This window comes from Streptomyces chilikensis (genome assembly GCF_001642695.1).
Lineage (GTDB): Bacteria > Actinomycetota > Actinomycetes > Streptomycetales > Streptomycetaceae > Streptomyces > Streptomyces chilikensis.
In genome coordinates, this window is the sequence record NZ_LWCC02000005.1 from 368,370 (window position 1) to 388,435 (window position 20,066).

At 73.4% G+C, this 20,066-nt stretch carries 18 protein-coding genes; 3 read left to right on the forward strand and 15 right to left on the reverse strand.

The window, feature by feature from the left end; genetic code table 11:
* The 10 genes from A2U95_RS33680 to A2U95_RS01850 form a co-directional block, all read right to left on the reverse strand.
* Positions 1-313 (reverse strand): UbiA family prenyltransferase (locus A2U95_RS33680; protein ID WP_166020489.1); only part of this gene is annotated, 313 nt, incomplete at its 3' end.
* The gene (locus A2U95_RS01810; RefSeq protein WP_166020490.1) at positions 310-1,416 is read right to left on the reverse strand and encodes an inositol-3-phosphate synthase; all 1,107 of its coding nucleotides are present in this window, start codon (positions 1,414-1,416) and stop codon (positions 310-312) included. The genes A2U95_RS01810 and A2U95_RS33680, both read right to left, overlap by 4 nt.
* Positions 1,417-1,647: 231 nt before the next feature.
* Positions 1,648-1,860: a hypothetical protein gene (locus tag A2U95_RS01815; RefSeq protein ID WP_166020137.1), complete on the reverse strand. Its 213-nt coding sequence runs from the start codon at positions 1,858-1,860 to the stop codon at positions 1,648-1,650.
* Between the two features lie 5 nt (positions 1,861-1,865).
* Positions 1,866-4,331 (reverse strand): PQQ-dependent sugar dehydrogenase, encoded by a 2,466-nt coding sequence (locus tag A2U95_RS01820; protein WP_240957160.1) that lies wholly within the window; start codon positions 4,329-4,331, stop codon positions 1,866-1,868.
* A gap of 76 nt (positions 4,332-4,407) precedes the next feature.
* Complete coding sequence (locus tag A2U95_RS01825) at positions 4,408-5,409, reverse strand: sugar phosphate isomerase/epimerase family protein (RefSeq protein WP_166020491.1); 1,002 nt, start codon at positions 5,407-5,409, stop codon at positions 4,408-4,410.
* Between the two features lie 76 nt (positions 5,410-5,485).
* Positions 5,486-6,679, reverse strand: coding sequence for a Gfo/Idh/MocA family protein (locus A2U95_RS01830; RefSeq protein ID WP_206282794.1), 1,194 nt, complete (start codon positions 6,677-6,679; stop codon positions 5,486-5,488).
* Between the two features lie 178 nt (positions 6,680-6,857).
* Positions 6,858-7,898, reverse strand: a complete 1,041-nt coding sequence (locus tag A2U95_RS01835; protein WP_166020493.1) for a substrate-binding domain-containing protein — start codon at positions 7,896-7,898, stop codon at positions 6,858-6,860.
* Positions 7,899-7,928: 30 nt separating this feature from the next.
* On the reverse strand, positions 7,929-8,978 hold the full coding sequence (locus tag A2U95_RS01840; protein WP_338104406.1) for an ABC transporter permease: 1,050 nt from the start codon (positions 8,976-8,978) through the stop codon (positions 7,929-7,931).
* Positions 8,975-10,483 carry a sugar ABC transporter ATP-binding protein gene (locus tag A2U95_RS01845; protein WP_166024686.1) on the reverse strand — a complete coding sequence of 503 codons (1,509 nt, stop codon included), beginning with the start codon at positions 10,481-10,483 and terminating at the stop codon, positions 8,975-8,977. The genes A2U95_RS01840 and A2U95_RS01845 overlap by 4 nt, the downstream gene beginning before the upstream one ends.
* Before the next feature lie 135 nt (positions 10,484-10,618).
* Positions 10,619-11,800 (reverse strand): ROK family transcriptional regulator, encoded by a 1,182-nt coding sequence (locus A2U95_RS01850; protein WP_166020494.1) that lies wholly within the window; start codon positions 11,798-11,800, stop codon positions 10,619-10,621.
* Positions 11,801-12,138: 338 nt separating this feature from the next.
* Here A2U95_RS01850 and A2U95_RS01855 point away from each other — a divergent pair, with 338 nt between their 5' ends.
* The gene (locus A2U95_RS01855; RefSeq protein WP_166020495.1) at positions 12,139-12,564 is read left to right on the forward strand and encodes an OsmC family protein; all 426 of its coding nucleotides are present in this window, start codon (positions 12,139-12,141) and stop codon (positions 12,562-12,564) included.
* 53 nt (positions 12,565-12,617) lie between these two features.
* Here A2U95_RS01855 and A2U95_RS01860 read toward each other — a convergent pair whose 3' ends face one another.
* Positions 12,618-13,484 carry a helix-turn-helix domain-containing protein gene (locus A2U95_RS01860; protein ID WP_166020496.1) on the reverse strand — a complete coding sequence of 289 codons (867 nt, stop codon included), beginning with the start codon at positions 13,482-13,484 and terminating at the stop codon, positions 12,618-12,620.
* A gap of 194 nt (positions 13,485-13,678) precedes the next feature.
* Here A2U95_RS01860 and A2U95_RS01865 point away from each other — a divergent pair, with 194 nt between their 5' ends.
* Positions 13,679-13,984 carry a 4a-hydroxytetrahydrobiopterin dehydratase gene (locus tag A2U95_RS01865; RefSeq protein ID WP_166020497.1) on the forward strand — a complete coding sequence of 102 codons (306 nt, stop codon included), beginning with the start codon at positions 13,679-13,681 and terminating at the stop codon, positions 13,982-13,984.
* Between the two features lie 3 nt (positions 13,985-13,987).
* On the opposite strand, the gene A2U95_RS01870 is transcribed toward A2U95_RS01865, so the two are convergent.
* The 4 genes from A2U95_RS01870 to A2U95_RS01885 form a co-directional block, all read right to left on the reverse strand.
* Complete coding sequence (locus A2U95_RS01870; protein ID WP_166020498.1) at positions 13,988-14,731, reverse strand: glycoside hydrolase family 75 protein; 744 nt, start codon at positions 14,729-14,731, stop codon at positions 13,988-13,990.
* A gap of 103 nt (positions 14,732-14,834) precedes the next feature.
* On the reverse strand, positions 14,835-15,671 hold the full coding sequence (locus tag A2U95_RS01875) for an aldo/keto reductase (protein ID WP_166020499.1): 837 nt from the start codon (positions 15,669-15,671) through the stop codon (positions 14,835-14,837).
* Positions 15,672-15,799: 128 nt separating this feature from the next.
* Positions 15,800-17,626, reverse strand: a complete 1,827-nt coding sequence (locus A2U95_RS01880) for an AMP-dependent synthetase/ligase (RefSeq protein WP_166024688.1) — start codon at positions 17,624-17,626, stop codon at positions 15,800-15,802.
* 287 nt (positions 17,627-17,913) lie between these two features.
* Positions 17,914-18,783, reverse strand: coding sequence for a LysR substrate-binding domain-containing protein (locus tag A2U95_RS01885; protein WP_166020500.1), 870 nt, complete (start codon positions 18,781-18,783; stop codon positions 17,914-17,916).
* Positions 18,784-18,955: 172 nt separating this feature from the next.
* On the opposite strand from A2U95_RS01885, the gene A2U95_RS01890 reads away from it, so the two are divergent.
* Entirely contained in the window at positions 18,956-19,978 is a 1,023-nt protein-coding gene (locus tag A2U95_RS01890) for a bile acid:sodium symporter family protein (protein WP_166020501.1), read from the forward strand.
* Positions 19,979-20,066: the final 88 nt, after the last annotated feature.

The window sequence follows — 20,066 nt, forward strand, 5'->3', positions numbered from 1 at the left end:
CGCGGCGTCCGGCCAGCGCGGCGCAGCCGAGCCCGGCCGCGGTGAGGGTTCCGGCGGCGGCCAGCGCGGCGCCGGGCCCCACCCGCCCGGACGGCAGCGGCCGCCCGGGGCGTTCGCGGGCGTCCTCCTCCCGGTCGGCCCAGTCGTTGAGCGCCATCCCCGCCGAGTACAGGCACAGGGAGGCGGCGACCGCGCCGAGGGTGCGCACTCCGGGGCGTCCGCCGCCCGCCGCCGCTCCGGCCAGCGCGTCGCCCGGCACCGTGAACAGGGCTGACACCCGCAGCAGTTCGGCCCAGTCGCCGGCCGCGCTCATCGGGTCCGTCCCAGCCGGCGGGCGAACTCCAGCAGTCGCGCGTACTGTTCGCCGAGCGCGACCGGCCCCTCCCCCACCGGGTCCTTGAAGTAGAAACCGAGCTCCGCCACCGGGCCGGACAGGCCCAGTTCCCCCGCCCGGGCCATGAGCCGGGCCAGGTCCAGCACCAGGGGCGCGGCCAGCGCGGAGTCGCAGCCCTGCCAGGTGGTCTGCAGGACCATCCGGGCGCCGAGGAAGCCCTCGAAGGCGATGTGGTCCCAGGCCGTCTTCCAGTCCCCGAGCGCGGGCACGTCGTCGATGTGCGTCTCGCCCTCCGGCACGGTGCCGAGCGCGTCGGCGAGCACCCGTGCCTTGCCGGCGTTCTTGGCCGCGGCGGCGGCCGGGTCGGCCAGCGAGGCCCCGTCCCCGCCGCCCAGCAGGTTGGTGCCGGACCAGGCCCGCACCTCCAAGGCCCGCTGGGCGAACATCGGCGCCAGCACGGCCCGTAGCAGGGTCTGTCCGGTCTTGCCGTCGCGCCCGGCGTGGGGCAGCCCGCTCTCCTCGGCCTGCGGCACGAGTTCCGGGTGCTGCATCCCGGCGGAGGGGGTGAAGTTGACGTATGGGCAGCCGGCCCGCAGCGCGGCCGCCGCGTACAGCGAACTCGCCGGCAGACCGGGCCCGCCGGCCACCGGCTCGGTGGAGGCGACGTTGACCACCACCACCCGGGCGAGCCCGCGCCGCTGCGCGAAGTCCCGTATGTCGTCGGCCAGCCGGTCGGCCTCGGGCCATCCGCCCTCGCGCGCTCCCGGCCTGATCTCCCGGTCCACCGCGGCCAGTTCGGCCCGCACCGCGTCCGGCAGCCCGTGCGGCAGCACTCCCGCTCCGGCGAGCGCCTCGGCCCGCTTGGGCAGCGGGCACTCGGCGATGTCGTGACCGCCGAACTCCAGCAAGGAGAGCGCGGGCAGACCGCTGTGCGCGAACGGGGGCGTCTCGGTGAGCATGCCGGTGGCCGGACGCAGTCCCGCGGTCAGGGCCGCGCAGCCGGCGACGGCGGTGGTGGCGACGGACCCCCGGGCCCCGATCATCCAGACGCCCACCCGGGGCGGTGAGTCGAACGCGGACATGATTGCTGCCTCCTCGGTACGCACGGTGAGCGGGAGCGGGAGCGGGAACGGGAACGGGAACCGGAACCGGGTCAGGGGCGAGCCGGCCGGGTCGTGGACCGTGCGGAGAATCAAGGTGGTCCAACCGTGCCGGAGACACAAGACGGCACCGTCGGGACGGACGGGGCGCCAAAGGCGTGGGGGAGACGGCGGGCGGAGGTCCGGCGTCCTCCGCCCGCCGCCGTCGTGCGCCTACGCGGCGGGCCGCGCGGGCAGTTCCTCGATCCGGACGTCCCGGAAGGACGTCCGGTCACCGGCCCCGTGGTTCCGGGGGCCGGTGTGGCCGTCCCGCAGGCTGCGGGACGGGTCGGTGGTGCGGTCCGGGCCGCCGGCCGGGAGGGCGGCCGCGGCGACCGCCGTCCGGGCCCGCGCCGGGGCGCCTGACGAGGTGCGCGTGCCGCTCACCCCGGTCAGCCGGTGGTGAAGGTGAAGTCGTCCAGGTCGTAGAGCGCGCCGTCCCCCTCGCCCTGGAAGACCAGGTAGAGCGTGGTGGCGCCGTCCGGCGCCCCGGAGATGTCCGCGCTCACGTCCTCGAACGTCTCCCAGCCGCCGGTGACCGGCACGGTGGCGCTGCCCAGCAGGGTCCCGGTGGGCGAGCCGGCGCGGAACTCCAGCGTGCCGCCGGTGCCGCCGGAGGAGACCCGGGCGGTCACCGAGGTGACGTCGGAGAGGTCGTACGGGGTGAAGGAGATCCAGTCGCCGGCGTTGACGTCGCCGACGGTCCGGCCGCCGTGCGCCGTCTCCTTGGAGATCTTCGTGACGCCGGAGGAGGTCCCGTAGTGCTCGGCCTGGCGGTTCTCCGGCTGGAGCACGACCTGGTCGTGGGCGGTCAGCGGGTCCTGGCCGCCGCCTCCGCCGTCGGTGTACTGCGCGTCGACCACGCCGAACACGTTGGCGCTGGCGTCGTGGCCGCCGTCGGCGGTGGTCTGCAGGGTGCCGGTGCAGCCGTTGGCCGAGGTGAGCGGGTGACCGTGGCTGTCGTGGCCGAGGACGAAGGTGACGGTGACCTTGGAGCAGTCGATCCGCCTGCCGTCCTCACGGTCGGTGACCTTCACCTTGAACGGGATGGCGTCGCCGAAGGAGAACAGCCCGCCGTCGCCCGGCGTCACCAGTTCCACCTTGGGGGCGGTGTTGCCCACGACCACCCGGACGGTGGCCTTGGCGGTGCGGCCGGTGGGGTCGGTGACGGTCAGCTTGGCGGTGTAGGTGCCGTTCTTCCGGTAGGTGTGCCGCGGGTTCTGCGCGGTGGAGGAGGTGCCGTCGCCGAACTCCCACCGGTAGGCGAGTTCGTCGCCGTCGGGGTCGCCGGTGCCCGCGGAGGAGAAGGAGACCCTCAGCGGCGCCTTGCCGGAGGTGACCGACGCCGTGGCCTCGGCGATCGGGGAGCGGCCGTCGGTGGCGTTCTCGATGCGGTACAGGGCGGAGTTCTCGTCACCGGCGAACCACTGGACGCCGTAGTCCAGGACGTAGAGCGCGCCGTCCGGGCCGAACTCCATGTCGGTGATCTGGGTGCCGCTCCACGGGAAGTCGTTGATCGCCTGCACCGTGCCGTCGGCGTCGGCGGTCACCCGCTTGATCCACCTGCGGCCGAACTCGGACAGGAAGACGTCGCCGTCGTACGCCTCGGGGAACTTGACCGGGGAGTCCAGTTCGGGGTCGTAGTGGTAGACCGGTGCGCCCATCGGGGACTCCGAGCCGGTGCCGAACTCCGGGACGCTGCCGCCGTCGTAGGGGATCCAGGCGGGCTGCGAAGGGGGCAGCTCGCGCAGGCCTGTGTTGTGCCGGGAGTCGTTGACCGGGGCCGCGCAGTCGAAGGACTCGCCGGAGGTCCTGGTGGCGAAATCGTAGTCGACGTAGGCGTCGTTGTCGCCGGTGCAGAAGGGCCAGCCGAAGTTGCCGGGCCCGGTGACCCGGGCGAACTCGACCTGGCCGGCCGGTCCGCGCGCCGGGTCGGCGGCTCCGGCGTCGGGGCCGTAGTCGCCGACGTACAGGATCCCGGTCTCCCTGTCGACGTTGAACCGGTACGGGTTGCGGAGGCCCATGGCGTAGATCTCGGGCCGGGTGCCCTCGGTGCCGGGGGCGAACAGGTTGCCCTCCGGGACCGAGTAGGAGCCGTCCGCGTTCACCTTGATCCGCAGGATCTTGCCCCGCAGGTCGTTGGTGTTGCCGGAGGTGCGGCGGGCGTCGAAGGCCGGGTTGCGGTTCTCCCGGTCGTCCAGCGGCGAGTAGCCGTCCGACTGGAACGGGTTGGAGTCGTCGCCGGTCGACAGGTACAGGTTGCCCTGCGCGTCGAAGTCGATGTCACCGCCGACGTGGCAGCAGATCCCCCGGGTGGTCTCCACCTCGAGGATCTCCGCCTCGCTGGCCAGGTCGAGCGTGCCGTCCTCCTCCAGGACGAAGCGGGAGAGCCGGTTGACGCCCTCGAACGGCTCGAAGTCCGCCGCCGTGCCGGTCTCCGGCGCGTCACCCTCGGGGGTGTCCAGACGGGGCGCGTAGTACAGGTAGACGAATCGATTCTGCGCGAAGTCCGGGTCGACGGCGACGCCCTGCAGCCCTTCCTCGTCGTGCGTGTACACGTCGAGGCGGGCGGAGAGCCGGGTGTCCCCGGCGTCGTCGGTCAGGTAGAGCGCGCCGTCGCGGGAGGTGGTGAGCACCGAGCGGTCGGGCAGCACCGCCAGCGACATCGGTTCGCCGATCATCTCCACGCCCTTGGCGAGGGTGACCTGCTGGAACTGGGCCTCCTCGGCGGCGGCCCCGGGGGCGGCGCCGGCCGGGCCGGTGGCCAGGGTGAGCGAGGTGCAGGCCAGCAGGGCACCAGTGAGGAGTGCCAGGGCCTTTCGGAAGGTGTTCTGCCGGTTCCTTCTGTTCGAGCGCACGGAAATAGCCTCCGTCGGCTGGTGAACGTGTGGGGGTGACACCGGGATGCGCCGGCAGCCCGGAGAGTCTGTGCGGTCAGTTGCCGCCGAAGGCGGCGTCGAAGGACGCGGCCGGCGGATCGAAGTCGAACGCCTTGAGCCGCCGCAGCGCCTCGGGGGCTCCCTGCAGCCGGTCCATCCCGGCGTCCTCCCATTCGACCGAGACCGGGCCGGCGTAGTCGATGGAGCGCAGCATCCGGAAGACGTCCTCCCAGGGAACGTCGCCGTGGCCCGCCGAGACGAAGTCCCAGCCGCGCCGCGGGTCCCCCCAGGGCAGGTGCGAGCCGAGCCGGCCGTTGCGTCCGTCGAGGCGCTTGCGGGCCTCCTTGCAGTCCACGTGGTAGATCCGGTCGCGGAAGTCCCACAGGAATCCGACCGGGTCGAGGTCCTGCCACACGAAGTGCGACGGGTCGAAGTTGAGGCCGAACGCGGGCCGGTGGCCGACGGCCTCCAGTGCCTTCCGCGTGGTCCAGTAGTCGTAGGCGATCTCGCCGGGGTGGACCTCGTGGGCGAACCGCACGCCCTCGGCGTCGAAGACGTCGAGGACGGGGTTCCAGCGCTCGGCGAAGTCCTGGTAGCCGCGTTCGATCATCGGCTCGGGGGCGGGCGGGAACATGGCCACCAGGTGCCAGATCGCCGAGCCGGTGAACCCGATGACGGTGTCCACGCCGAAGGCGGCGGCGGCCCGGGCGGTGTCCGCGATCTCCGCGGCGGCCCGGCGGCGGACGCCCTCGGCCTCGCCGTCGCCCCAGATCCGGGCGGGCAGGATCGCCCGGTGGCGCTCGTCGATGATCGCGTCGCAGACCGCCTGTCCCACCAGGTGGTTGGAGACGGCCCAGCACTTCAGGTCGTACTTGTCCAGGAGCCGGCGCCGGCCGTCCAGGTAGGACGGGTCGGCGAGGGCCTTGTCGACCTCGAAGTGGTCTCCCCAGCAGGCGAGTTCGAGTCCGTCGTAGCCGAAGTCGCGGGCCAGGCGGCAGACCTCCTCGAGCGGCAGGTCGGCCCACTGGCCGGTGAAGAGGGTGAAGTTGCGGGGCACGGTGCGTCTCCTCGGTCGGTTCGCGGGTGGGGGGCTGGTTCCGATGGCGGGAGCGGCGGCGGCAGCGGTGAGGGGCTCACTCCACGGCGGTGTAGGCGGAGCCCTTGGCGGCGCTCTCCTCGACCGCCGCGAGGACCCGCTGCACCCGCAGGCCGTCGGCGAAGGTGGGGGCGACCGGTTCACCGGTGTGCACGGCGCGCACCAGGTCGCGGGCCTGGTGGACGAAGCTGTGCTCGTAGCCCAGGCCGTGCCCGGGCGGCCACCAGGCCTCCAGGTAGGGGTGTTCGGGCTCGGTGACCAGGATCCGGCGGAACCCGGCACGCGGGGCGGGTTCACGGTGGTCGTGGTACTCCAGCTCGTTCAGTCTCTCCAGGTCGAAGGCCAACGACCCCTCGGACCCGTTGAGTTCGATGCGCAGGGCGTTCTTCCGGCCGGTCGCGAAGCGGGTCGCCTCGAAGGTGGCGAGGGCGCCGCCGGCGAAGCGGCCGGTGAAGACCGCCGCGTCGTCGACGGTGACGGCTCCCTTGCCGGCCGACGCGTCCGTGGTGCCCAGGCCGCTCGACGCGGCCGCGGGGAGCGGGCGTTCGCGGACGAAGGTCTCGGTGAGCGCGGACACCCCGGCGAGGTCGTCACCGGTCAGGTACTGGGCGAGGTCGACGATGTGGGCGCCCAGGTCGCCGAGCGCCCCGGAGCCCGCGGCCTCCTTGCGCAGCCGCCAGGTCAGCGGGAAGCCGGGGTCCACCAGCCAGTCCTGGAGGTAGACGACGCGCACGTGGCGCAGCGTGCCGAGGCGGCCGGCGGCGACCATCTCGCGGGCCAGGGAGGCCGCGGGGACGCGGCGGTAGTTGAAGCCGACCATGGCGATCCGGCCGCGCTCGGCGGCGGTCCGGGCCGCCTCCACCATGGCCTCGGCCTCGGCGACGCTGTTCGCCAGCGGCTTCTCGCACAGGACGTGCTTGCCGGCCTCCAGGGCGGCGATCGCGATCTCGGCGTGGCTGTCGCCGGGGGTGCAGATGTCGACCAGGTCGACGTCGTCCCGGGCGATCAGGGCACGCCAGTCGGTCTCGGCGGCCGCCCAGCCGTGGCGTTCGGCGGCGGCGCGGACCGCCTGCGGGTCGCGGCCGGCGATCGCGGCGAGCCTGGGCCGCAGGGGCAGGTCGAAGACGCGGCCGACGGTGCGCCAGGCCTGTGAGTGGGCGGCGCCCATGAAGGCGTAGCCGACCATGCCGACCCCGAGTGCGGGTCGCGACGACGGATCGGGCTGGGGCATGCGGTTTCTCCTCCTCATCGACACGCGCGGTCGGGCGGGCCCCGCTCCCGGGGCCGCGCCTCTCCGGCGCACCTCTCGCTTCCTCACCGGTCGCGGTCACCGGTCACGGCCGAAGCCCTGGGGCGGTCCGGCCGACCGCAGGGGGCCCACGGGCAGCCGCACGGGCCGCGTCGCGGGGTCAGTCGAAGCCGATCGGCATGTACTGGTCGACGTTGGACTTGTCGACGACGGCCGAATACGCGGTGACCTGGGAGGGGATCTCGAACTCCGCCAGGCCGGACACCCCCTTGCCCTGCCCGAGCGCGCGGGCGAGGTCGATCGCGGAGGCGGCCATGGTCGGCGGGTACAGCACCGTCGCCTTCAGCACCCCGTCGTCCGCCTTGATCGCCTCGAACGCCGAGAGCGCGCCCGCCCCGCCGACCATCAGGAAGTCGTCCCGGCCCGCCTGGTCGATGGCCCGCAGCGCGCCCACGCCCTGGTCGTCGTCGTGGTTCCACAGCGCGTCGAACGCCGACTGGGCCTGCAGGAGCTGGGCCATCTTGGCCTGTCCGCTCTCGACCGTGAAGTCGGCCGCCTGCCGGGCCACCTTCTTGATGTTGGGGTAGTTCTTCAGTGCGTCGTCGAAGCCCTTGGTGCGCTGCCGGGTGAGCTCCAGGTTGTCCAGGCCGGCGAGTTCGACCACCTTCGCGTCCGGCGTGTCCTTGAGCTTCTCTCCGATGTAGTGCCCGGCGTTGAGGCCCATGCCGTAGTTGTCGCCGCCGACCCAGCAGCGGAAGGCCTGCGGTGAGCTGAAGACGCGGTCCAGGTTGACCACCGGGATGCCCGCCCGCATGGCCTTGAGGCCGGTCTGGGTGAGCGCCGCTCCGTCGGCCGGCAGGATGACCAGGACGTCGACCTTCTTGTTGATCAGCGTCTCGATCTGGCCGATCTGGGTGGCGGTGTCGTTGGAGCCCTCGGTGATGTCGAGGGTGACGTCCGCGTACTTCCCGGCGCGGGCGCGGGCCTGCTCGTTGATGGCGTTGAGCCACCCGTGGTCGGCCTGTGGTCCGGCGAAACCGATGGTGACGGCCTTGCCGGGCTTGTCGTCCGCGGCGGGCTGCTGGGAGGAGCCGGTGTTCCCCTCGTCCTTCTCGTTGCTGGTGCAGCCCGCGAGGAGGGCGCCGGCCGATACGGCGGCGGTCCCGAAGAGCAGTCCCCGGCGGCTCGTGAGGTCTGGCATGGCGGTGGACCCTTCTGTCGGCTCGGACGATCAGGCCAGCTCGTTCCTGACGGTGCGGCGCTGGACCAGGACGGCGGCGACGATGATCGCCCCCTTGGCGATCTGCTGGACGTCGCTCTGCAGGTTGTTCAGCGCGAAGATGTTGGTGATGGTGGTGAAGATCAGGACGCCGAGGACGGAGCCGACGATGGTGCCGCGGCCTCCGGTGAGCAGGGTGCCGCCGATGATCGCGGCGGCGATGGCGTCGAGCTCGTAGAGGTTGCCGTTGGTGTTCTGGCCCGAGCCGGAGAGCACGACCAGCATGAACGCGGCGATGCCGCAGCACAGTCCGGACAGCAGGTAGAGGTAGAGGCGCTGGCGGCGGACGTCGATGCCGGCCAGCCGGGCCGCTTCCGCGTTGCCGCCGACGGCCACCGTGCGGCGGCCGAAGGTGGTGCGGTTGAGCAGCAGCCAGCCGACGGCCGTGACGGCGGCGAAGACCAGCACGAGGGGCGGGACGCCCAGCACGTAGGCGTCGCGGCTGCCCAGGTCGAGCACCCCGTCCACGGTCACCCGCTGGGTGCGGCCCTCGGTGATCAGGAGGGCGAGGCCGCGGGCCGAGGCGAACATGGCGAGGGTGGCGATGAACGGCACCATCGCCCCGTAGGCGATCAGGGCCCCGTTCACCAGGCCGCAGCCGAGTCCCACCACCACCGAGGTGAACAGGATGCCGGCGAAGCCGAACTCCTGGGTGGCCACGGTGGTCGCCCACACCGAGGCCAGGGCGACGATCGCGCCGACCGAGAGGTCGATCCCCCCGGCGGTGATCACGAACGTCATGCCCACGGTGACCACGCCGATCACCGATGCCTGGGTGAGCACCAGCCGCAGGTTGTCGACGTCGAGGAACGCCTCCGGCCGGGTGACTCCGCCGGCCACGACCAGCGCGGCGAGCACGCCCAGCAGGGACAGCGTGCGGACGTCCAGCCGTGCGAAGGCGGTCCGTGGGGCGGTGCGGCGGCCCTCCGGGGGCGGCGCCGGCTTCTCCGCCCCGGGGGCGGGCGGGACCCCGCCGGCCGGTGGAGACATGGGGTGCGTCATGTCTGGCTCCCTTCGGCAGCCGCGTCGGTGGCGTGCAGTACGAGATCGAGGACCCGGTGCTCGTCGAGTTCGCCGGCCGGCGCGGTGTGCACCACCCGGCCCTCCCGGAGCACCAGCACGCGGTCCGCCAGGCCCAGCACCTCGGGCAGTTCGCTGGAGACCATCAGCACCGCGAGCCCTTCGTCCGCCAGGCGCCGGATCACCGCGTAGAGCTCGGCCCGGGCGCCGATGTCGACGCCCCGGGTGGGCTCGTCCAGCAGCAGGACGCGGCAGCCGCGCAGCAGCCAGCGGGCCAGCACGGCCTTCTGCTGGTTGCCTCCGGAGAGGGTGCGCACGGCGGCGTCGGGGTTGTCGGGACGCAGCGACAGCTCGCGGGTCGCCCTGCGGGCGGCGGCCCGTTCGGCCCCGCGGTCCAGCCAGCCGCCCCTGGCGAACCGGCCGAGCGAGGAGACGGAGACGTTGCGGGTGACGCTCTCCAGCATCAGCAGGGCCTGCGCCTTGCGTTCCTCGGGAGCCAGTCCGATGCCGGCGCGGACCGCGGCGGGCACGCTGCCGGGCCGCAGCGGCCGTCCGTCCACCAGGACCTGTCCGGCGGTGGGCCGGCGGGCGCCGTAGACGGTCTCCAGGATCTCGGAGCGCCCGGAGCCGACCAGTCCGGCCAGTCCGACGATCTCACCGGGCCGCAGTTCGAGGTCGAGCGGCTGGAAGCCGCCCTCCAGTGCGAGGCCCCGGACGGTGAGCACGGGGGCGGCGCGGGGCGGTTCGGAGGGCCTGGGCGGGAAGGCGTGCTCGACGCCGCGGCCGGTCATCAGGGAGACGATCTCCCGGGTGGGTGTGGTCCGGGCGGGCAGTCCGCCGGCCACCGCGCGGCCGTCCTTGAGCACGGTGACCCGGTCGCCGATGCGGCGGATCTCCTCCAGGCGGTGGGAGATGTACACGACCGCGACGCCCGCGTCGGTGAGTCCGTCGACGATGCGGAAGAGGTTGTCGACCTCGTCGGGGTCGAGGGCGGCGGACGGCTCGTCCATGACGATCAGCCGGACGTCGTGGGAGAGCGCGCGGGCCATGGAGACGATCTGCCGCTGGGCGGCGGAGAGCGCGCCGACCGGACGGTCGGGGTCGATCTCCGGGTGCCCCAGGCGGCGCAGCAGTGCGGCGGAGGCCTGGCGGGCCACGCGGGGACGGATCACGAAACCGGCCGAGGTGGGTTCGTGGCCGAGGTGGATGTTCTCGGCGGCGGAGAGGTGTTCGACCAGGTCGAGTTCCTGGTGGATGGTGGCGATGCCCAGACGGACCGCGTCGCTCGGAGAGCGGAGGGAAACCGTTTCTCCGCGCCAGGCGACGGTGCCGCCGTCGGGCTGGTGGGCGCCGGCCAGCACCTTGATCAGGGTGGACTTGCCCGCGCCGTTCTGCCCGAGCAGGCAGTGGACCTCGCCGGCCCGGACCTCCAGGTCCACCCCGTCCAGGGCGCGGACGCCCGGGAAGGACTTGGTGATCGCGGTCATGGTGAGCAGGGGTGCGGGGGCTTCGGACGGCATGACGCATCTCCCGGCGGTAGGCAGGGCGGAACGGATCGCGCGCGGTCACGGTGGTGCGGCTCGGGCGGTGCGGCGGCACCGCCCCGGTGGCTCCGGTTGCTGTCAGGCGGGCGAGAACACGTGGTCGCTGATCAGACGGGCCGCGCCGACGACTCCGGCGGTGGCCCCCAGTTCGTCAAGGACGATCGGCAGGTTGCCGGTCGCCAGGGGCAGCGACTGGCGGTAGACCTGGGTGCGGATGGCGGCGAGGAGGTTGTGGCCGAGGCCGGTCACCCCGCCGCCGATCACCACCAGGCCGGGGTTGAAGAAGCTGACGAGCCCCGCGATGACCTGTCCCGCGCGGGTCCCGCCGTCGCGGATCAGGTCGAGGCAGGTGGCGTCGCCCGCCGCGGCGGCGGCGCCGACGTCGGCCGCGGTGAGCCGGCCGTACTCGGCCAGCCGCGCGGCGAGCTGCGGGGAACGGCCCTGCTGGGCGGCCTCCACCGCGTCCTGGGCGAGTGCGGCCCCGCTGAAGTGGGCCTCCAGGCAGCCGCGGTTGCCGCAGGCGCAGGGGCGGCCGTCGGGCACGGCCTGGATGTGGCCGATGTCGCCGGCGCTGCCGGTGACACCACGGTGCACCTTGCCGCCGACGACGATGCCGCATCCGATGCCGGTGCCGATCTTGACGCACAGGTAGTCGTCCACGGACCGGGCGGCGCCGGCGTGCATCTGCCCGAGGGCCATCAGGTTCACGTCGTTGTCGACCATGACCGGGCAGCCGAGTTCCTGGCTGAGCGCCTCGCGCACCGGGAACCCGTCCCAGCCGGGCATGATCGGCGGCGCGACCGGGACGCCCTCGGGGAAGCGGACCGGTCCCGGGACACCGATGCCGGCGCCGTCGAAGCCCTCCGCGAGACCGGACGCCTTCAGCTTGGCGGCCATGCCGAGGACCTGTTCGAAGACCGGTACGGGGCCCTCGCGCACGTCCATCGGCTGGGTGAGGTGGCCGAGGACCTCCAGTTCGGCGTTGGTGACGGCGACGTCGACCGAGGTCGCGCCGATGTCCACGCCGAGGAAGCGGAGGTTCGGGGCCAGGCGGATGTTGTGGGAGCGGCGGCCGCCGCGGGAGGCGGCGAGGCCGTCGGCCACGGCCAGCCCCGTCTCCAGGAGCCGGTCCACCTCGACGGCGAGCCGTGACCGTGACAGGTCGACCCGGTCGCCGAGCTGCGCACGGGAGTTGGGCCCCTCGTCGCGCAACAGCCGCAGCAGGCGGGCCTGATGAGCGTTGGCGGGGCGCGCGGTCATCCGTCTCACGGTCCCCTCCCCTGCTCGGCTTCCCCTGCGTGGCCCTGCTTTCGCGGAGAACGTAGCAGCGGCCGGACGGAGTGGGAAGAAGTCGTGCACGAATCCGTGCGGACTTCTTCCCGGCGCAGGACAAAGTCGTCCTCTCCGGCGGGCGACCGCTCGCCGCCGGGGCGGCCGGGCCCGCACTCCGGGGTCCCCCGCCCCGCGGGGAGGGCGGGTCCGGCCGGGCGCGGGGGCGGCGGGGCGCGTGCCCAGGGGACCGCGGGGTGGGGGACCTCGGTAGCATCGGAGCGATCCGTACTGGACGTACTGGACGTTCCGTCAGGAAGGAATCACTCGTGGCCACCACGCGATCCGCCCACACCGTCTGGGAGGGCAACCTGCTCGAGGGCAGCGGCGTCGTCACCTTCGACTCGTCCGGCACCGGCTCCCAGCCGGTCTCCTGGCCCTCGCGCGCCGAGCAGGCGAACGGGAAGACCAGCCCGGAGGAGCTCATCGCCGCGGCCCACTCCTCGTGCTTCTCGATGGCGCTGTCGCACGCGCTGGCCGGTGCCGGCACCCCGCCGGAGCGGCTCACCACCTCCGCGGACGTCACCTTCCAGCCCGGCGAGGGCATCACGGGCATCCACCTGACGGTGGAGGGCGCCGTGCCGGGCATCGACAACGACGCGTTCGTCGCCGCCGCCGAGGACGCCAAGAAGAACTGCCCGGTGAGCCAGGCGCTCACCGGCACCACCATCACCCTCTCGGCCAAGCTGGCCTGACACCCCGCGGGCGCGGGGAGCCGGGCTCCCCGCGCCCGTCGGCGTGGCGGCCGTTACCGGTACCGCTCCCGGTACTCGCGGAGCACGGCGCGGGTGCGCTCCGTGGAGGCGGCGCGGGCCGTCATGTGGTCCAGTGCCTCGAGGTGGGCGGCGACCTCGTCGCGGGAGTCGAGGTAGAGCGCCCCGGTGAGGTACTCGGTGAACACCATGTCGGGCAGCTCCGGTTCCGCGAAGCGGAAGAGGGAGAACGGGGCGTAGGCCCCGGGATGCGGGCCGGACGCGAACTCGGCGACCTGCAGCGTGATGTGGTCCTGCTCCACCGCCTCCAGCAGCCGTTCGATCTGCTCCCTCATCACCCGGGGGTCGGGGCCCACGGGGCGGCGCAGCACCGTCTCCTCCATGATCACCCACAGCTTGGGCGGCGTCTCCCGCTCCAGCAGCCGCTGACGGGTCATCCGCAGCGCCACGTGCCGTTCGACGGTGCCCTCGGCGCTCGGCCCGGGGATGCCGGCCCGCAGGACCGCGCGCGCGTAGTCCTCGTTCTGCAGCAGCCCCGGCACGAAGTGCGGCTCGTAGGACCGCAGCATCTTCGCCGCGCCCTCCAGGCTGACGTACAGGGAGAACCAGTCGGGCAGCACGTCGTGGAACCGCTGCCACCAGCCCGGCCGGTTGGCCTCCTCGGCGAGCGCGACGAACTCCGCCGCCTCGTGTCCCGGGACCCCGTAGGCGGAGAGCAGCATCTGGACGTACGGGATCTTCAGCGAGACCTCCGCCGTCTCCATCCGCCGCACGGTGGCCGGCGCGACGTGCAGGATCCGGGCGGCCTCCTCCCGCTTGAGTCCGGCGGTCTCGCGGAGTTCCTGGAGCCGCTTGCCGAGCACCACCTGACCGACGGTGGGCGCGGTGCGTCGCTCGCTCACGCCGTCCTCCCAGAGCTTCACGCTTTCTTTGCGGGGGGCAGTCTGCCACGGGGGGCACCGATCTCCCATCGGCGAGGCGATTTCCCGGCCGAGGCTTTCGGAATGTCCCGACGTGCGGCCGGGCGCACCCCCGCCGGCCGGCGGACCTGTGGCACGCTGGCCGAAACGGAGCACCGGCCGAGGAGGAGCGGAGCATGGCTGTCGAGCCGCTGACGGAACGGGAGATCGAGGACCGGCTGTCCGGGCTGCCGGGCTGGCGGGTCGCGGAGGACCGGCTCACCCGTTCCTACCGCCTCGCCTCGCACACGGTCGCCGCCGCCCTGGTCGCGGACGTCGCCCGGGTCCAGGACGAGCTGGACCACCACTCGGACCTCACCCTCGGGTACAGGACTGTCGCCCTGTCGGTGAACACGCACAGCGTGGGCGGCCGGATCACCGAGCTGGACTTCGCGCTGGCGCGGCGGGTCGAGGAGCTGGCCGCCGGGCACGCGGCGTCCTGACGCCTACGGGTTGACGAAGGAGCGGAGCAGCCGCCTGCCCAGCTCCACCGCCGCCCTGCGGTCCTCCAGGGGCCGGGCCCGGGCGTCCTTGAAGACCAGGTAGGTGACGCCGGACCGTGCCCCGCCCCTGACCGGGTGGGGGTCGAGCCCGAGCGCCTCGGCCGCGGCGTAGGAGGCCTCGCCGATGACGCCGTCGGGGCCGATGTCGCCGATCACGGCGTAGGCGATCCGGTCCCCGTGGAGCAGGACCACCGGGTCCCCGGCGCTCACCCCCGAGGCGGTGTGGTCCCACTTCTCGCCCGGCCCCGGCACCACGACGTACGGCAGCCGGTCGGCGCGCAGCGGTGTGCCGTCGGCCTGGTGGAAGGCGGTGTCGGGGCGGAACCAGGGGTCGGTCCTCTCGTTGCACCGCCGCGTGCGCAGGCCGTCGCAGTCGACGTCGAGGTCCGCCGTCCAGTGGACGACGTCGCCCTGCCCGCACACCGGCACGGTGGGCCTGCGTCCCTCGTCGGTGGGGTACGCGCCGCGGGAGACCGGCCGGCAGGTCCTCAGTTTCTCCCGCACGGTCCACGCCGTGACCGGGAGGTCGACGACTCTGACGTCCCCGGCGGGAGGGCCCGGCCGGGGCGGGGACGCCTCGAAGGACGCCGGGTCGAAGGCGGCTCCCGCGGTGCCCGCGGGGAACAGCGCGGCACACAGGAGGGCCACGCCGATCCCCGCCGAGCGGGTCTGTCTGCCGATACGCACTGCTGCGGAGCCCTCCTTCTGCGGACCCGGGAGCCGCGCGGGTCAGTGGGGGAAGCAGTCGGTGGCGGGCCCGGGGCCGCGGACGGCCCCGGGCGGCGTGCCGTCAGCCGAAGTCGGCGGTGGCCGGGTCGGCGCCGAGGCGCCGGCCCTCGTCGAGGGCGCGGATCGCGGCCAGGTCCTCGTCGTCCAGGGAGAAGTCGAAGACCTCGATGTTCTCCTTGATCCGGGACGGGGTGACCGACTTGGGGATCACGATGTTGCCGGTCTGGAGGTGCCAGCGCAGCACCACCTGGGCGGGCGTCCGGCCGTGCTTCTGCGCGATGGCGACGATCGCCGGGACCTCCAGGAGGCCCTTGCCGGAGCCGAGCGGGGACCACGCCTCGGTGGCGATGCCCTGTTCGGCGTGGAACTCGCGGGCCTCGCCCTGCTGGAGGTACGGGTGGAGTTCGATCTGGTTGACCGCGGGGATCACCGAGGTGGCGTCCAGCAGCGTCCGCAGGTGCTCGGGGAGGAAGTTGGAGACGCCGATGGCCCGGATCAGGCCGTCGGAGTGCAGCTTCTCGAACGCCTTGTAGGTCTCGACGAAGGCGCCCCGCCGGGGCCTCGGCCAGTGGATGAGGTACAGGTCCACGTAGTCCAGGCCGAGCTTCTTCAGCGAGGTGTCGAAGGCGCGCAGGGTGGAGTCGTAGCCCTGGTCGCTGTTCCAGAGCTTGGTGGTGACGAAGATTTCCTCGCGCGGGATGCCGGAGGCGGCGACGGCCCTTCCGGTTCCCTGCTCGTTGCCGTAGACGGCCGCCGTGTCGATGCTGCGGTAACCGGCTTCGAGGGCGGTCGCCACGGCGCGCTCGGCTTCGTCGTCCGGGATCTGCCAGACACCGAAGCCCAGCTGGGGCATCTCCACGCCGTTGTTGAGGACGATCGGGGGGACCTTGCTGCTCACGCGCTCTCGATCCTTCGTTGGACGGACATTGCCTCCCATCCTCAACCATCGGCGGGCGCGGCGCATTCCGGGGAGGGCGCGCGGGCCGGCGGATCCCTCCGCGCGGCCGGCGTCCGTCCATCGGGCCGTCAGCTCCGGTAGAGCGCTTCGACCTCCACCTGGTACGCCTTCTCGATCGCCTTGCGCTTGAGTTTCAGAGAGGGCGTCAGCAGCCCCTGCTCCTCGGTGAACGGCTGCGCCAGTATCCGGAAGGTGCGGATGGACTCGGCCTGGGAGACCAGGCTGTTGGCGGCCTGCACGGCGCGCCTCACCTCCATCTCCAGGGTCGGGTCGCGTACCAGTTCGGAGGCGGCCGGGGTCGGCTTGCCGCGCATCTGGAGCCAGTGCTCGACGGCTTCCTGGTCGAGGGTCACCAGCGCCGCGATGTACGGGCGGTCGTCGCCCACCACCAGGCACTGGGCGACCAGCGGGTGGTCGCGGACCCGGTCCTCCAGCATCATCGGGGAGACGCTCTTGCCGGCGGAGGTCACGAGGATCTCCTTCTTGCGGCCGGTGATGTACAGGTAGCCGTCCTCGTCCAGCCGCCCGATGTCCCCGGTGGCCAGCCAGCCGCCGCGCAGCACCTCCTCGGTGGCCCGGGGGTCGTTGAGGTAGCCGTGGAAGACGCCGTCCCCGGCCAGCCAGATCTCGCCGTCCTCGGCGATGTGCACGGTGACGCCGGGGACCGGCGGCCCGACGCTGCCGTACCGGACGCGGTCGGGCGGGTTGGCGGTGGCCGCGGCGGTGGTCTCGGTCAGGCCGTACCCCTGGAAGACGCGCACGCCCGCCCCGGCGTAGAAGAGGCCCAGCCTGCGGTCCATCGCGGAGCCGCCCGACATGGCGTGCCTGACCCGTCCGCCGAGCGCCTGGCGCACCTTGGTGTAGACCGTCCTGTCGAAGAGCTGGTGCTGCATCCGCAGGGCGGCCGAGGGGCCGGGGCCGGTGCCCCAGTCCCGTTCCTCGACGGCCTCCGCGTACCGCACGGCGACGTCGACGGCCCGGTCGAAGGCGGCGGCCTTCCCGAACCTCTCCGCCTTGCGGCGGGCGGCGTGGAAGACCTTCTCGAAGACGTACGGCACCGCCAGCACGAAGGAGGGCTGGAAGGAGGCGAAGTCGGCCATCAGGACGGCGGCGTTGAGCTCGGGCTGATGTCCCATCCGCACCCCGTGGCGGATGCCGGCGACCTCCACCATCCGGCCGAAGACGTGGGCCAGCGGGAGGAAGAGGAGCGTGGACGCCTCGTCGCCCGGCTTGGAGTGGAAGACCGGTTCCCAGCGGCCGACCATGGTGTCGGACTCGAACATGAAGTTGCCGTGGGTGAGGACGCAGCCCTTGGGCCGGCCGGTGGTGCCCGAGGTGTAGATGACCGTGGCCACGGTCTCCGGGGTGACCGCGTTGCGGTGCCGGTGGGCCACCTCGTCGTCCAGGTGGGCCCCGGCCGCCGAGAGCTCCTCCACGGCGCCGGCGTCCATCTGCCACAGGCGGCGCAGCCGGGGCGCCCGGTCGATGACGGTGGCCACCGTCATCGCGTGGTCCTCGTGCTCCACGACGGCCGCGGTGACCTCGGCGTCCGTGAACATCCAGGCCACCTGCTCGGCCGAGGACGTCGGGTAGACGGGCACCACCTGGGCGCCCACGGTCCACAGCGCGAAGTCGAACAGCGTCCACTCGTAGCGGGTCCGCGCCATGACGGCCACCCGGTCCCCGAACCGGACGCCCTCCGCGAGCAGCCCTTTGGCGAGGGCGAGCACCTGGTCCCGGAACTCGGCGGCCGTGACGTCCCGCCACCGCCCCGCCGGGTCCTTGCGGGCGAGCACCACCCGGTCGGGTTCGGCACGGGCGCGCTGGAAGACGCTGTCGGCCAGGCCGCCGACCGGCGGTGGCACCGCCAGCGGCGGGTTGTAGTACTCACGCAAGGCCGATCCCCGCTTCCGTGCCTTGGTCACGCGCCGGTGACACGCTGTGATCCGTTCCCCCCAGCGCGTGAAACTACCTCACCGGGCGGTGCGCCGGGAGGGGTCCGGGGAGCCGGGGCCGGCCGGAACCCGCAGGAGGGACGGGCACGAAAGGGGTGAAGGGTGGTATCGCGCCCCCCTTCACCCACGGTGACGCGACTTCTGTGAGCGGCCCTCCACGGAACCCTCTCCGGCCGGTCACCGCGTCGCGCGTGTCGTGTGCGCGTGACGTGCGTCCGCGGCGCGGGTCACGGGTGCCCCCGGCGCAGGCGTTCGCCCCCGGCGAGGACGGCGGCCGCCAGCGCCCGCGCCGCGCCGGCGGCCCGGCCCGGCCGGTGTCCGTGCAGCAGGACGAAGTCCACCCGTCCCAGCTCCGGCAGCCCCGCCCGCTCCGGCGCCCGCACCAGTCCCGGCGGGATCAGGCCGCGCGAGTGCGGCATCACGCCCAGTCCGGCGCGGGCGGCGGCGATCAGGCCGTTGAGGCTGCCGCTGGTGCAGGCGATCCGCCAGGCCCTCCCCTGCCCCTCCAGAGCCTCCAGGGCCAAGGCCCGGGTGATCCCCGGCGGAGGGTAGACGATCAGGGGCACGGGCCGGTCCGGGTCCAGCCGCAGCCGCTCCGCGCCGATCCACACCAGCCGGTCCTGGCGGACCAGCTGCCCGCGCGGGTCGTGCGGCCGCCGCTTGGCCAGCACCAGGTCCAGCTTCCCGGCCGCCAGCCGCTCGTGGAGCGTGCCGGAGAGTTCGACGGTCAGCTCGAGGTCCACCTCGGGGTGTTCGTAGCGGAAGCCCTCCAGGATCTCCGGCAGCCGGGTCAGCACGAAGTCCTCCGACGCCCCGAAGCGGAGGCGGCCGCGGGGGCGCTCGCCGGAGAAGAACGACGTCGCCTGCTCGTGGACCTCCAGGATGCGGCGGGCGAACCCCAGCATCGCCTCGCCGTCCCCGGTGAGCTCCACCGAATGGGTGTCCCGGGCGAACAGCGGCCGGCCGGTGGCGTCCTCCAGCCTGCGCACGTGCTGACTGACCGTCGACTGCCGCACCCCGAGGCGGTGCGCGGCCCGGGTGAAGCTCAGCGTCTGGGCCACGGCGAGGAAGGTCCGCAGATGGGAGGGGTCGTACATGCGGGGAACCCTAGCCGGGCGCGGGCCGCCGGTCATCACGGCCGGCGATCGCAGTCAAAGCGGTGTGCGGGATTCCCGATCACGGGGGAAGGATGGACGATGGAGGGGGCACGTCCCCGTGCCGCGCTCGCGCCGCGACGCGCCTGCCCGCCCCCCTGAGCACTGGAGCACCGTGAAACGCCTGCAGTGGCCGCGCTGGATGCCGGTCGACCCGTACATCGTGCTGTTGCTGGCGACGATGGGCGTCGCGGCGCTGCTCCCGGCGCGGGGGGTGGCGGCCGACGGGGTCTCCGCCCTGGCGACGGCCGCGGTCGCGTTCCTCTTCTTCCTCTACGGCGCGCGGCTCTCCACCCGCGAGGCGCTGGACGGCCTGCGCCACTGGCGGCTCCACCTGACCATCCTGGGCTGCACGTTCGTGCTCTTCCCGCTGCTCGGGCTGGCGGCGCAGGTGCTGGTGCCGGTCCTCCTCGACGACGCCCTCCACCGGGGCCTGCTCTTCCTCACCCTGGTGCCCTCGACCATCCAGTCGTCGATCGCCTTCACCTCCATCGCCCGGGGGAACGTGCCGGCCGCCATCTGCGCCGGCTCGTTCTCCTCGCTGGCGGGGATCGTCGTCACGCCGCTGCTGGCGGCCGTGCTGCTCGGCGGGCAGTTCGGCGGCGGGCAGGGGTTCTCCGGGGACGCCGTGCTGAAGATCGTGCTCCAGCTGCTGGTGCCGTTCCTCGCCGGGCAGCTGCTGCGGCGCTGGATCGGCGGCTTCGTCGTGAGGCACCGCGCCCTGTTGTCGCTGGTGGACCGGGGGGCGATCCTGCTGGTCGTCTACTCCGCCTTCAGCCAGGGCATGGTGCGGGGCGTCTGGGGCCAGGTGAGCGCGGTCCGGCTGGTGGAGCTGATCGCGGTGGAGGCGGTGCTGCTCGCGGTGGTGCTGGCGGCCACCTGGTACGGCGCGAAGGCGCTCCGCTTCGGGCGGGAGGACCGGGTGGCGATCCAGTTCGCCGGTTCGACGAAGTCGCTGGCGGCGGGGCTGCCGATGGCGAGCGTGCTGTTCGGGGCGGAGGCGGCGCTGGCGGTGCTGCCGTTGATGCTCTTCCACCAGATGCAGCTGATGGTGGCGGCGGTGATCGCCCGTCGGCGGGAACGCGACCCCCTCCCGGCGGAGGAGACCCACCCCCACGCCGCCTCCGGCCACCGCTAGGGGGCTGCCGCCGGAGCCGGAGGACCGGGTGCGGGGCGGTGCCGCGCGGCTCGCTCCCGCCGGTCCTGGTCCGGGCCGGGGCCCGTCG

Bases quoted from the DNA above. Each gene is read 5' to 3' on its own strand.
- A2U95_RS01845 (WP_166024686.1), bottom strand. From the start codon at position 10,483: ATGACCGCGATCACCAAGTCCTTCCCGGGCGTCCGCGCCCTGGACGGG.
- A2U95_RS01835 (WP_166020493.1), bottom strand. From the start codon at position 7,898: ATGCCAGACCTCACGAGCCGCCGGGGACTGCTCTTCGGGACCGCCGCC.
- A2U95_RS01865 (WP_166020497.1), top strand. From the start codon at position 13,679: ATGGCTGTCGAGCCGCTGACGGAACGGGAGATCGAGGACCGGCTGTCC.
- A2U95_RS01830 (WP_206282794.1), bottom strand. From the start codon at position 6,679: ATGCCCCAGCCCGATCCGTCGTCGCGACCCGCACTCGGGGTCGGCATG.
- A2U95_RS01850 (WP_166020494.1), bottom strand. From the start codon at position 11,800: ATGACCGCGCGCCCCGCCAACGCTCATCAGGCCCGCCTGCTGCGGCTG.
- A2U95_RS01810 (WP_166020490.1), bottom strand. From the start codon at position 1,416: ATGTCCGCGTTCGACTCACCGCCCCGGGTGGGCGTCTGGATGATCGGG.
- A2U95_RS01840 (WP_338104406.1), bottom strand. From the start codon at position 8,978: ATGACGCACCCCATGTCTCCACCGGCCGGCGGGGTCCCGCCCGCCCCC.
- A2U95_RS01885 (WP_166020500.1), bottom strand. From the start codon at position 18,783: ATGTACGACCCCTCCCATCTGCGGACCTTCCTCGCCGTGGCCCAGACG.